The organism is Serratia sp. root2 (genome assembly GCF_031931805.1).
Taxonomy (GTDB): Bacteria; Pseudomonadota; Gammaproteobacteria; order Enterobacterales; family Enterobacteriaceae; genus Serratia; species Serratia inhibens.
The window spans coordinates 52,102-65,365 of the sequence record NZ_JAUJXB010000007.1 but is presented as its reverse complement, the minus strand read 5'-3'; the positions used below and the strand labels follow the sequence as shown (position 1 = coordinate 65,365).

Sequence of the window (13,264 nt, the reverse complement as noted above, 5' to 3'; positions counted from 1 at the left end):
GGTTAGCTCCGGTCTTACATAACGTACAGGTATATAGCCTTTTGTTGTGTTGTTTTGATGCACACCGCCAACGTCAGGGATTTGGCGTAGCGGTGTCAGAATAGGGGTTTATTTTGGATATGCGCAGACAGTTGGCCCGCATTACCGGGTTAGTATTATTGGCCATGTGTTGGGCACCCTTGAGCTGGGCCGCACAGGGATGGCAACCGCTGGCGGAAAAGATCAACAAAAGCGATCACGATCCACGTCAATATCAGGCGATTAAGCTGGCAAACGGCATGACCGTATTGTTGGTATCCGATGCTCAGGCGCCAAAATCGTTGGCAGCATTGGCGTTGCCGGTGGGTTCGCTGGAAGATCCGAACAGCCAGCTTGGGCTGGCGCACTACCTGGAGCACATGGTGCTGATGGGATCCAAGCGCTATCCGCAGCCGGAAAACCTGGCGGAGTTTCTGAAAAAGCACGGTGGTAGCCATAACGCCAGCACCGCGTCTTATCGCACTGCGTTCTACCTGGAAGTGGAAAATGACGCGTTAGCGCCGGCGGTAGACCGCATGGCGGACGCCATTGCTGAGCCTCTGCTGGATCCCGGCAATGCCGATCGTGAACGTAATGCGGTCAATGCCGAACTGACGATGGCGCGTTCACGCGACGGCATGCGCATGGCGCAGGTCGGGGCGGAAACGCTGAACCCGGCTCACCCGAGCGCGCGTTTCTCCGGCGGCAATCTCGATACCCTGAAGGACAAGCCGAGCAGCAAACTGCATGATGAACTGACGTCATTCTACCAGCGTTATTATTCTGCCAACCTGATGATGGGGGTGCTGTACAGCAGCAAGCCATTGCCGGAGTTGGCCGAACTGGCGGCCAATACGTTTGGCAAAGTGCCCAATCGCGAAGCCAGCGTACCGCCAATTACCGTCCCGGCGGTTACCCCTGAACAGCAGGGCATCATTATCCACTATGTGCCGGCACAGCCGCGCAAGCAGTTGAAAGTGGAGTTCCGCATTGATAACAACAGCGCTGAATTCCGCAGTAAGACCGACACTTATATTAGCTACCTGATTGGCAACCGTAGCCAAAATACCCTGTCCGACTGGCTGCAAAAACAGGGGCTGGCGGATGCGATCAACGCCGGGGCCGATCCGATGGTGGATCGCAACGGCGGGGTGTTCTCGATCAGCGTGTCGCTGACCGATAAAGGCCTGGCCAAGCGTGACGAGGTGGTGGCCGCCATCTTTAACTACCTGAAAATGCTGCGCAGCGAAGGCATCAAGCAAAGCTATTTCGATGAGATCTCCCACGTTCTCAACCTGGATTTCCGCTACCCGTCTATCACCCGCGATATGGACTACATAGAATGGCTGGTGGACACCATGCTGCGCGTGCCGGTAGAACACACGCTGGATGCGCCATACCTGGCCGATCGCTATGACGCAAAGGCGATTGCCGAGCGTCTGGACGCCATGACGCCGCAAAATGCGCGCATCTGGTTCGTCAGCCCGAATGAGCCGCATAACAAGATGGCCTATTTCGTCAACGCGCCTTATCAGGTTGATAAAATTGCGCCGCAGCGTTTCGAACAGTGGCAGCAGTTGGGCAAGGGGATCAGCCTCTCGTTGCCTGCGCTGAACCCGTATATTCCCGATGATTTTACCCTGAACAAACCGTCTCACGAGTTCAAGAAACCGGAGCTGGTGGTCGATCAGCCGGGTCTGCGGGTGTTGTATATGCCAAGCCGTTACTTTGCCGACGAGCCGAAAGCCGATGTCACAGTGGCGTTCCGCAACGCAAAAACCATGGATTCTGCGCGTAATCAGGTGCTGTTCTCGCTGACCGACTATCTGGCGGGTATTTCGCTGGATCAACTGAGTTATCAGGCCTCGATTGGCGGGCTGAGCTTCTCGACTTCGCCGAACAATGGCCTGATGTTCAATGCCAACGGCTTTACCCAGCGTTTGCCGCAGTTGCTGACCTCGCTGATTGAGGGTTATTCCAACTTCACGCCGACGGAAGATCAACTGGCTCAGGCTAAATCCTGGTATCTGGAACAGCTGGATTCGGCTGAGAAAGGGAAAGCGTTCGAGCTGGCGATCCAACCGGTTCAGATGGTTTCCCGCGTGCCGTACTCCGAGCGCAGTGAGCGCCGCGAGGTGCTGAAGACCCTGACGCTGAAAGACGTTCTGGCATACCGCGACAGCCTGTTGGCCGACGCCACACCGGAGTTGCTGGTGGTGGGCAATATGAGCAAGCAGCAGGTGGATACCCTGGCCTCAACGCTGAAACACCGCCTGGGCTGCACCGGCATTGAATGGTGGCACGGCGAAGACGTTGAAGTGGCGAAAAAACAGTTGGCTAACCTGCAGCGTGCGGGCAGCAGCACCGACTCGGCGCTGGCGGCAGTCTATGTGCCGACCGGGTATGATGAAGTGACCGGCATGGCTTACAGCTCGCTGCTGGGGCAGATTATCCAGCCCTGGTTCTACAGCCAACTGCGTACTCAGGAACAATTGGGTTATGCGGTGTTTGCATTCCCAATGTCAGTGGGCCGCCAGTGGGGGATTGGTTTCCTGCTGCAAAGCAACAGCAAGCAGCCGGCGTATCTGTACCAACGCTATCAGGATTTTTACCCGAAAACTGAAAAGCGCCTGCGTGAGATGAAAGATGCGGACTTTGAACAGTACAAGCAGGCGATGATCAACGAACTGAAACAGCGCCCGCAAACCCTGAGCGAAGAAGCCAGCCGCTTTGCCAATGATTTCGATCGCGGTAATTTTACCTTCGATACCCGCCATAAGCTGATTGAGCAGGTTAAGCAACTGACGCCGACCAAGCTGGCGGATTATTTCCACCAGGCGGTCATTCAGCCGCAGGGGCTGGCGGTGCTGTCGCAGGTCAGCGGCAGCGGGCAAGAGAAAGCGGATTATGCCGTGCAGCAGGACTGGGTCACCTATCCAAACGCCTCTGCCCTGCAGCAAACTCTGCCGCGTAAGGTGGCGACACCATGACAGAGGCCGCCCCGCAGCGGCTTGATCCGCTGACGCTGCCGCTGTTTGGCGAACGGCTGATAGAAGCGTCGGCGGGGACCGGCAAAACCTTTACCATAGGTGCGTTGTATTTGCGCCTGCTGCTTGGCCTGGGTCAGGCAGCGGCCTTTTCCCGGCCGCTGACGGTGGAGGAGATTCTGGTGGTGACCTTTACCGAGGCCGCCACCGAGGAGCTGCGCGGGCGTATTCGCAGCAATATCCATGGGTTACGCATTGCGTGCGTGCGTGGTAAAAAAGCGAAATGTGATAACCCATTATTTGTTTCACTGATGGAGGAGATTGACGATCTTCCCGATGCCGCCGCGCAACTGCTAGCGGCCGAACGGCAGATGGACGAAGCAGCGATCTACACCATCCACGGCTTTTGCCAGCGCATGCTGACCCACAACGCCTTTGAGTCCGGCATTCTGTTTGAGCAAACGCTGGTGCAGGATGAACTTCCGCTGCGTCGCCAGGCCTGTGCAGACTTCTGGCGTCGCCATTGTTATCCGTTGCCATTGGGCGTTGCCCGGGCCGTGAGCCAGGAATGGAGCGGTCCGGAGGCGCTGCTGGCGGATCTTTCCGGCTATCTGAGCGGCGAAGCGCCAACGCTGCGTCGGCCGCCGAAAGATGAAGAAACGGTATTACTACGCCATGAGCAGATCGTGGCGCGAATTGATGCCATTAAAGCTCAGTGGCTGGCGGCGGCGGGGGATCTGGAGGCGCTAATCAGCCAGTCCGGCGTTGATAAGCGCAGTTACAGCAGCAAACATCTGCCTAATTGGCTGCATAAGGTGGGTGAATGGGTGGTACTGGAAACTCAGGATTACCAACTGCCGAAAGAGCTGGATAAATTCCGTCAGTCAGTGCTGCTGGATAAAACCAAAAAGGGCGAACCGCCACGCCATGAACTGTTTGTGGCGATAGATGAATTATTTGATGAGCCGCTGACGCTGCGCGATTTGATTATGGCGCGGGCGCTGAGTGAGATACGTCTCTCCATTCAACAAGAGAAACGCCAGCGTGCCGAGCTGGGTTTTGACGATCTGCTAAGCCGGTTGGACAGTGCGCTTCAAAGTGAAGGCGGCGATCGGTTGGCGCAGGCGATTCGCCAGCGTTATCCGGTGGCGATGATCGATGAGTTCCAGGATACTGACCCACAGCAATACCGTATCTTCCAAAAGCTCTATGTCGGCCGGCCGGAATGCGGCCTGTTGCTGATAGGCGACCCAAAACAGGCAATTTACGCCTTCCGCGGTGCCGACATTTTTACCTATATGCGCGCTCGTTCTGAGGTAAGCGCACACTACACGCTTGAGACTAACTGGCGCTCGTCACCGGCAATGGTGGGCAGCGTTAACCATCTGTTTGCTCAGGTGCAAAAGCCCTTTCTGTTCGGTCAAATTCCCTTCATTGAGGTAGCTGCCGCCGAGAAAAATCGTGGGTTGGCTTTTGAGCTGTATAAACAGCCGCAGCCGGCGATGCAGTTTTGGTTGCAGCAGGGTGAAGGTGTCGGCGTTAGTGAGTACCAACAATTGATGGCGCGCCTGTGCGCCACGCAAATCCGTGACTGGCTCAGTGCGGGGCAAAGTGAACAGACCTGGCTGGTGGACGGTGATAAACGGCGGGCGGTGCAGGCCTCCGATATTACCGTACTGGTGCGTAGCCGTAATGAGGCGGCGTTGGTGCGTGATGCGCTCAGCGCCCTGGCCATTCCTTCGGTCTATTTGTCCAATCGCGACAGCGTGTTTGATACCCCGGAAGCCAAGGATTTGCTGTGGCTGTTGCAGGCGGTGCTGGCGCCGGAGCAGGAGCGCACGTTGCGCAGCGCCATGGCGACCGGTTTGATGGGGTTGGATGCGCAAGCGTTGGACGGCTTGAACCGCAACGAACGCGCCTGGGATACCCTGGTCAATGAGTTCGATAAATACCGTACGCTCTGGCTGCGCCGCGGCGTGTTGCCAATGCTGCGCGAGGTGATGAATCAGCGCCACTTGGCGGAAAATCTGCTGGCCAGCCACGGTGGCGAGCGTCGACTGACCGACATAATGCACTTGGGGGAGCTGTTGCAAGAGGCCTCGGCGCAACTCGACAGCGAACATGCGCTGGTGCGCTGGCTGGCGCAGCAGATTGCCCAACCAAATCGCCAGTCCGACAACCAGCAACTGCGACTGGAGAGCGATCGCCATTTGGTGAAGGTGATCACCATCCATAAATCGAAAGGTCTGGAGTTCGATCTGGTCTGGCTGCCGTTTGTCGGCAATTTCCGCCAGCAACAGCAGGTGCTGTACCACGATCGGCAGAGTTTCCAGGCCCTGCTTGACCTCAACGCCGATGAAGAAAGTATCGAATGGGCGGAAGAAGAGCGGTTGGCGGAGGATTTGCGCCTGCTGTACGTAGCCTTGACCCGCTCGGTATACCACTGCAGCATCGGCATAGCGCCGTTGATTCAAGGCACCCGCAAGAAACAGGGTGATACCGATTTGCACCGCAGCGCGTTGGGTTATCTGGTGCAGGCCGGCCAGGCCGGGGATGCGGCCTGGCTGCAACAACGTTTGCAGCAGTTGGCTGGAGAGGGCGTTGCGCTGTCGTTGGTTGAACAATTGGATGAGCAGGCCTGGTTGCCGCAAGCGCCGGCGTTAACCGAACTGGCGGCAAAACACTTCACGCGCCCGGTGCAGGATTTCTGGCGCGTGACCAGTTACACCGGCCTGCAGCAACACGGCTCTGGCCTGATGCAGGATCTGCTGCCACGGCTGGATGTCGACGCCGCAGGAGAACAGGCGCTGGACAGTGAGCCAGCGCTCACACCGCATACCTTTCCGCGCGGCGCAGCACCGGGAACCTTCCTGCACAGCCTGTTTGAAACACTGGATTTCACCCAACCCCTTGATGAGCAATGGTTGTTTGAACAGTTGCAACAGCAAGGGTTTGCCGAGCACTGGCAACCGATACTGCTGGCGTGGATGCAGGTGTTGCTGAATACCTCGCTCAATGATGCCGGCGTCACGTTGTCAGCCTTGGTACCGCAGCAGAAACAGGCTGAGCTGCAGTTTTATTTACCTATCGAAAAGCTGTTGCAGGCGCGTGAGCTGGATAAGCTGGTGAAAAAACACGATCCGCTTTCAGCCCGCTGTCCGGCGCTGGATTTCCAGCAGGTGCAGGGAATGTTGAAGGGGTTTATCGACCTGGTGTTCTGCTGGCAGGGAAAATACTACCTGCTGGATTACAAATCCAACTGGTTAGGTGAAGACAGCAGCGCTTACACCCGTGCGGCAATGGAGAAGGCGATGGCGGAACACCGCTATGACCTGCAGTACCAGCTGTATACGCTGGCACTGCATCGTTATCTGCGCCATCGGTTGCCGGATTATGACTATCGGCGCGACTTCGGCGGGGTGATTTACTTGTTCCTGCGCGGAGTAGACGCACAGCACCCGGGCAACGGCATTTTCGCCTGTTGCCCAGATCCGCAGTTGGTGGAGGGCATGGACCGTCTGTTCAGCGGCGAAGCCATTACGGCGGAGGATGAACCATGATCGCTCTACTGGAGCGGGCGCAGGCACTTGGCGTGCTGCGTCCGCTGGACCTGCAGTTCGCCCGAATAGTGGCCGGGGAGGAAGAGCCTGACATTCTGCTGGCTGCAGCTTGTCTCAGCGCGGAGGCCGGTGCCGGCCATGTTTGCCTGATGCTGGAGCAGTTGCTGCCGGAAAACCTGTTTGAGGGGCGTCAACCGGAACTGGCGCAGGCCGTGTGGCTGGCGGCCGGGCAACCGGATATTGCTCGCTGGCAGCAGCGTCTGGCCGCCAGTGCGGCGGTGGGGGACGGCAGCAGCGCCATGCCGATGGTGTTGCAACGGCAGCGTTTGTATCTGCAGCGCATGTGGCAGAACGAAGGCGAGGTGGCGGAGTTTATCAGTAGCGACAGTATCCATCAGGCGGTTGACGAGCCTGAACTGCGTGCCATCCTCGATCGGCTGTTCGGCGAGGCGACGAATGAGCCGGACTGGCAGAAAATTGCCGCTGCAGTGGCCGCGACGCGGCGTATTGCGGTGATTTCAGGTGGGCCGGGCACCGGCAAAACCACCACCGTCGCCAAATTGCTGGCGGCGCTGGTACAGCTTGCCGAAGGCAGGCGTTTGCGTATCCAACTGGCTGCGCCCACCGGCAAGGCGGCAGCACGCCTGACCGAGTCGCTCGGCAGCGCCGGCAGGCAGTTGGCGTTAACCCCGGAGCAACGCGCGTTGTTCCCCACCGATGCGTCGACGCTGCACCGCCTGTTGGGCGCTCAGCCCAATAGCCAGCGCATGCGTTATCACCGTGGTAACCCGCTGCATCTGGATGTGCTGGTGGTAGACGAGGCTTCAATGGTCGATCTGCCGATGATGGCGCGTCTGATTGCCGCATTGCCCCTTCAGGCGCGGGTGATTTTCCTTGGCGACAGAGATCAGTTGGCGTCAGTAGAGGCTGGGGCTGTACTGGGGGATATCTGCCGTTTTGCCGAGCAGGGATACAGCACTGCGCGTGCAGAACAACTCACCCGTCTGACTGGCTGCCTGTTGCAAGGGCAAAGCGCGCAGGCGGAGGCAGCGGTGCGAGACAGCCTGTGCCTGCTGCGCAAAAGCTATCGGTTTGATGCCAATTCTGGCATCGGTCAATTAGCCCTTGCGGTGAATGCCGGTGACGGCAAGCGGGCGGCTTGGGCACTTAGTGGCAGCTTCAGCGACGTTGCGGGTTACCCTTTGTCAGAAACGGAAGACTATCAGGCACTGCTGAACGCCTGTGTGGCGGGCTATGGCGATTATTTGCAACGGGTTGCTGCCAAGGAGGATGCGGGAGAGGTATTGGCGGAGTTTGGTCGTTTCCAGGTGCTGTGCGCGCTGCGGGAAGGGCCATTCGGTATCGCCGGGCTGAACGAACGTATCGAGGCGGGGCTGCAACGGGCCGGGCTGATTCAGCGTACGCCAGGGGCCTTGGGACGTTGGTATCCTGGTCGGCCGGTGATGATTGGCCGCAACGACAGTGCGCTGGGGTTGTTTAACGGCGATATCGGCATTGCCCTGCGCGATGACAGCGGTGAACTGCGCGTGCACTTCCAGCTGCCGGACGGCAGCATCAAGTCGGTGCAACCAAGTCGTTTACCGGCGCATGAAACGGCCTATGCGATGACGGTGCATAAGTCTCAGGGATCGGAGTTTGATCATACGGTACTGGTGTTGCCCAATCATTTCCTGCCGGTACTGACCCGCGAGCTGGTGTATACCGCTATCACCCGGGCTCGCAGGCAGCTTTCGCTGTATGCCACCGATGCCGTTCTGATGCGGGCGATCCGTACGCCAACCCAACGCCGCAGCGGGTTGGCGGAGCGCTTGCAGATAAAGACATAAAAGCGAAACGGGTACGGCCTATCCTGGGGCTTTAAAATTGCAGCCAACAACGCTGCAACTTGAAAGGCTAGGGGCTGCGCCCGCAGAGGATTACAAGTCCGCCAGCAAAATCTTCGAACGGCGTTGGTAGTTGTACAGCGCCTGTTTTTGCATCGGCAGCACGTCCACTTCCGCCGGAGTGAAACCACGCTCCTGGAACCAGTGGATACTGCGAGTGGTCAGCACGAAAAGCTTTTGCAAACCCATCTGGCGCGCCTGGCTTTCCACCCGTTGCAGCAGCATTTCACCGCGTGATGAACTGCGGTAGTCCGGGTGTACCGCCACGCAGGCCATCTCGCCGATTTTCTCTTCCAGGAACGGATACAGCGCCGCACAGGCGATGGTCAGGTTATCGCGCTCAATAATAGTGAATTTGTCGATCTCCATTTCCAATTGTTCACGGGAGCGGCGCACCAGAATACCCTGTTGCTCCAGTGGGCGGATCAGTTCCAGAATGCCGCCGATATCGTTAATGGTCGCCCGGCGCACCTGTTCGGCGCTCTCCATGACGATCTGGGTGCCGATACCGTCGCGTGAGAACAGCTCTTGCACCAGCGCTCCGTCTTCCTGATAGCTGATCAGGTGGCTGCGGCGCACGCCGCTGCGGCAGGCCTTCACCGCACCGCGCAGGAAACGTACGGTGCCGGAATGGTAATCGCCGCTGGCTTCGCGTTCTTCGATACGTTTTTGCGCGTCATTGGGGAACAGTTCGGAAATGATATTGCCTTCCTGATCGGTGACGCCCTGCGACGAGCAGAAGCCGATCATTTTTTCCGCCTTCAGCTTGATGGCCAACTGGGTCGCCACTTCTTCTGAGGTCAGGTTAAAACTTTCGCCGGTAACGGAAACGGCAACCGGGCCGATCAGTACGATGGCATTACTGTCGAGTTGACGGTGGATCGCTTCTTCATCAATACGGCGAATACGGCCGCTGTGGCAGTAATCCACGCCGTCATCAATCCCTAACGGCTGGGCAATGATAAAGTTGCCGCTGACCACGTTGATGTGTGCACCCTGCAGCGGCGTATTGTTGAGGCTCATTGACAGCCGTGCGGTGATGTCGAGTTGCAGCAGGCCCGCCGCCTGTTTAACCAGCTCAAGCGTATGGGCGTCGGTGACCCGGGTATGCTTGTGATAAATAGGTTCGTAGTTATGTTGCGCCAGATTGCTGTCGATCTGCGGCCGTGCGCCATAGACCACCACCAAACGAATCCCCAGGCTATGCAGCAGCCCGATATCGTTGACGATGTTGGAAAAATTCTCATGCTCTATGGCTTCTCCCCCAAGCATGACGACAAACGTCTTGCCGCGGTGGGCGTTGATATAGGGAACTGAGTGACGGAATCCTTGAACAAGCTCGGTACTACGTTCCTTCACGGCAAAACCTCTTTTGCATATTTATACGATATTTTTGTATTTTTATTCTTTTATTGCGCCGATGGCAAGAGGGAAATTGTCTGTATTTATTTGCGGAAGAGGCTAATTGGTTAATAAATTGAAAAACCTTGGAAAGATTTTCTGATGACAGCGCCGGGAGGATTCGTTAAAGTTTTTCCCATTCCCGTTTTATCGGCGTTTTTTTCATCTGTTTTAACCTGTTATCACTGCTGGAGTCGCATGCCAAACTCAAATCACAATCTGGGCCGCCGTCGTCTATTGCAGGGGGTTGCCGCAAGTTGGTTGCTGAGTGTGAGTCGCATAGGCTTCGCCGCATCATCGCACGTGATTGCCGTACGTGTCTGGCCTTCTTCTACTTATACCCGCGTGACACTCGAATCAAACACCGAACTGAAATACAAACAGTTTGCGCTGACCAATCCCGATCGCGTGGTGGTGGATATCGAAGGGGTGCATCTCAATAGCGTATTGAAGGGCATTGTCGGCCAGGTTCGCGCTGACGATCCCTATTTGAAACAGGCGCGGGTCGGTCAGTTTGATCAAAACACCGTTCGGCTGGTGTTGGAACTTAAGCAAAGCGTCAGCCCTCATATGTTTACTCTGCCGCCGGTACCGGAATATCGCAACCGTCTGGTGATGGATCTGTACCCCAGCAAGGGCGGCACTGGCGAAGACTATGATCCGCTATTGGCATTACTGGAAGATTACAACAAGGGCGATCTCGAGCGCACTTTGCCGGCGGAGGCACCGCAGGCCGGCAAGGCGGGGCGCGATCGTCCGATTGTCATCATGCTGGATCCCGGCCACGGCGGCGAGGATCCGGGGGCGATTGGCAAATTCAAAACGCGCGAGAAAGACATCGTGTTGCAGATTGCCCGCAAACTGAGCGCGTTAATCAAGCGCGAGCCGAATATGAAAGTGTTCATGACGCGCAATGAAGATGTATTCATTCCGCTGAAGGTGAGGGTGGCGAAGGCGCGCAAGCAGCGTGCCGATCTGTTCGTTTCTATCCATGCCGATGCCTTTACCAGCCAGGCCGCGCGCGGATCTTCGGTATTTGCGCTATCGACCAAGGGCGCCACCAGTTCGGCGGCGAAATTCCTGGCGCAAACTCAGAACGAATCGGACCAAATCGGTGGCGTAAGCAAAAGCGGCGATCGCTATCTGGATCACACCATGTTTGATCTGATACAAACCGCAACCATCAACGATAGCCTGAAGTTCGGCAAGGAAGTGCTGAACCGAATGGGCAAAATTAACCGTTTGCACAAGAATCGCGTCGATCAGGCCGGTTTTGCGGTATTAAAAGCCCCGGATATTCCCTCGATCCTGGTTGAAACGGCATTTATCAGTAATATAGAAGAAGAGCGCAAACTCCGTACCAGCCATTTCCAACAGCAGGTGGCGGAATCCATTCTGGCGGGTATCAAGGCGTATTTCGCCAACGGCGGCGCGGCGGCGCGCGGATAAGGTTTAAGCAGATACGGCTGGGTGGACACCCGGCCAGGGTTTGGCAGATTTCAGATACAAAAAAACACCCGTTAAGGTGCTTATCTGTAGTCATTAAGATTGGTTGCGGAGGCCGGATTTGAACCGACGACCTTCGGGTTATGAGCCCGACGAGCTACCAGGCTGCTCCACCCCGCGTCCGTCTTAATGCTTGTATTATCGAAACCCAACATTCATGTGATACCGCTGGTACAGTATCGGTTGGTTGCGGGGGCCGGATTTGAACCGACGACCTTCGGGTTATGAGCCCGACGAGCTACCAGGCTGCTCCACCCCGCGTCCGTATAATACTTTTCATCGAATCCCAACCTTTACGTGATACCGCTGATGCAGTATCGGTTGGTTGCGGAGGCCGGATTTGAACCGACGACCTTCGGGTTATGAGCCCGACGAGCTACCAGGCTGCTCCACCCCGCGTCCGATGGAAGCGCACTATACTCTCCGTGCATTTTGTTGCAACCCTTTTTGCAATTAATTGGGTTAAAGCCATCTTTATGCTGAATTAGTCCGCAATTTGCGTTCTTTTTCATCGTTATCCGCCGTGCGGGTTTTTTTATTTGCGGCGATTCCCTTATCTATGGGTGTTTGTTATCGTTCGCCGGTAGATCATATCTGTTTGAGAGTGTGCGCGATGAAAGGACGTTGGGGCAAATACCTGCTGGGCGGGTTGATGGTAGCGGTATTGGCAGGCTGTTCGTCAAAGCCGACCGACCGGGGACAGCAATATAAGGATGGCCATCTGGAGCAGTCGCTGGAGTTGGTGAATCAACCCAACGCCAAAGGCGTGCCGGTTAACGCCAGGGATTACTCGAATCAGCTGATGGAGATTAGAAACGCTTCTCCCGCACTGTTTAATCGCAACAATAGCACCTTTCAGGCAGTGCAAAGCTGGATGGCCGCCGGTGCCGATACCCGTCAACTGAACCAATACGGTCTCAGCGCCTATCAGATGGAAGGCGTGGACAACTACGGTAACGTGCAGTTCACCGGCTACTATACGCCGGTCGTGCAGGCGCGCTATACCCAGCAGGGTGAGTTCCGCTACCCGCTGTACCGTATGCCGCCAAAAGGCAGAGGCCGTCTGCCGGATCGCGCAGGCATTTACTCAGGCGCGCTGGATGACCGTTATATTGTCGCTTACACCAATTCGCTGATGGACAACTTTATGATGGAAGTTCAGGGCAGCGGCTATGTGGATTACGGCAATGGCCAGCCGCTGGTGTTCTTCGGCTACGGCGGCAAGAACGGCCACGCTTATCGCAGCATCGGTAAAGTCCTGATCGATCGCGGCGAAGTGGCCAAGGTGGATATGTCGATGCAGGCGATTCGCCAGTGGGCCGATACCCACAGCGCTGCAGAAGTGCGTGAGTTGCTGGAGCAGAACCCTTCCTTTGTGTTCTTCCGTCCGGAGGCTTTTGCGCCGGTACGTGGCGCCAGTGCGGTACCTTTGATTGCCAAAGCTTCGGTAGCTTCCGACCGTTCACTGATCCCGGCAGGCACCACGCTGCTGGCAGAAGTGCCTCTGCTGGACAACAAGGGTAAATTCACGGGAAAATATGAGATGCGCCTGATGGTAGCTCTGGACGTGGGCGGCGCGATCAAAGGCCAGCACTTCGATATGTACCAGGGCATCGGGCCGGACGCCGGTCACTCGGCGGGGTATTACAACCATTACGGCCGAGTTTGGGTGCTGAAAGGCGGTAACACCGGCACGCCACTGTTTACCAGCCAGACCTCTTCCAACGGCGGTTCGTTGCTGGTCACCCGCTGACGACAATAAGTTATACCCTATGAATTTCAAGCTGGTCGCCTGGCTGTGTCTTGAAAAGTGAAGGGTATACCGATATTGACCCGCAAGGGCCGGATCTTCCGGCCCTTATCATTTGCATTGTTAAGGTAAGTAAAG

The 13,264-nt window shown here is 56.8% G+C and carries 6 protein-coding genes and 3 tRNA genes; 5 read left to right on the top strand and 4 right to left on the bottom strand.

Features of this window, described 5'->3' with window-relative positions; all coding sequences use genetic code 11:
• The first annotated feature begins 119 nt into the window (after nucleotides 1–119).
• The 3 genes from ptrA to recD are packed head-to-tail and all read left to right on the top strand — an operon-like array spanning nucleotide 120 to nucleotide 8,412.
• Complete coding sequence (gene ptrA, locus QZQ97_RS22125) at nucleotides 120–3,008, top strand: pitrilysin (RefSeq protein ID WP_311995280.1); 2,889 nt, start codon at nucleotides 120–122, stop codon at nucleotides 3,006–3,008.
• Complete coding sequence (gene recB, locus QZQ97_RS22120) at nucleotides 3,005–6,565, top strand: exodeoxyribonuclease V subunit beta (RefSeq protein ID WP_311995175.1); 3,561 nt, start codon at nucleotides 3,005–3,007, stop codon at nucleotides 6,563–6,565. The genes ptrA and recB overlap by 4 nt, the downstream gene beginning before the upstream one ends.
• Nucleotides 6,562–8,412 carry an exodeoxyribonuclease V subunit alpha gene (recD, locus tag QZQ97_RS22115; RefSeq protein WP_311995174.1) on the top strand — a complete coding sequence of 617 codons (1,851 nt, stop codon included), beginning with the start codon at nucleotides 6,562–6,564 and terminating at the stop codon, nucleotides 8,410–8,412. Before recB ends, recD begins: the two co-directional genes overlap by 4 nt.
• 90 nt (nucleotides 8,413–8,502) lie before the next feature.
• Here the strand turns inward: recD and argA are convergent, their stop codons facing one another.
• Nucleotides 8,503–9,828, bottom strand: a complete 1,326-nt coding sequence (argA, locus tag QZQ97_RS22110; RefSeq protein ID WP_006327565.1) for an amino-acid N-acetyltransferase — start codon at nucleotides 9,826–9,828, stop codon at nucleotides 8,503–8,505.
• Between the two features lie 240 nt (nucleotides 9,829–10,068).
• On the opposite strand from argA, the gene amiC reads away from it, so the two are divergent.
• A complete protein-coding gene (gene amiC / locus QZQ97_RS22105; protein ID WP_006327563.1) occupies nucleotides 10,069–11,319 on the top strand; it encodes an N-acetylmuramoyl-L-alanine amidase AmiC in 1,251 nt (416 codons plus the stop codon).
• Between the two features lie 100 nt (nucleotides 11,320–11,419).
• Here the strand turns inward: amiC and QZQ97_RS22100 are convergent.
• From QZQ97_RS22100 to QZQ97_RS22090, 3 genes are all read right to left on the bottom strand, one after another.
• A tRNA-Met gene (locus QZQ97_RS22100) sits at nucleotides 11,420–11,496 on the bottom strand.
• A 64-nt stretch (nucleotides 11,497–11,560) separates the two neighbouring features.
• A tRNA-Met gene (locus QZQ97_RS22095) sits at nucleotides 11,561–11,637 on the bottom strand.
• Between the two features lie 61 nt (nucleotides 11,638–11,698).
• Nucleotides 11,699–11,775 (bottom strand) — tRNA-Met (locus QZQ97_RS22090).
• A 214-nt stretch (nucleotides 11,776–11,989) separates the two neighbouring features.
• Between QZQ97_RS22090 and mltA the strand changes: the two genes are divergently transcribed.
• Nucleotides 11,990–13,129 (top strand): murein transglycosylase A, encoded by a 1,140-nt coding sequence (gene mltA, locus QZQ97_RS22085; protein WP_311995173.1) that lies wholly within the window; start codon nucleotides 11,990–11,992, stop codon nucleotides 13,127–13,129.
• The last annotated feature ends 135 nt before the right edge of the window (nucleotides 13,130–13,264 follow it).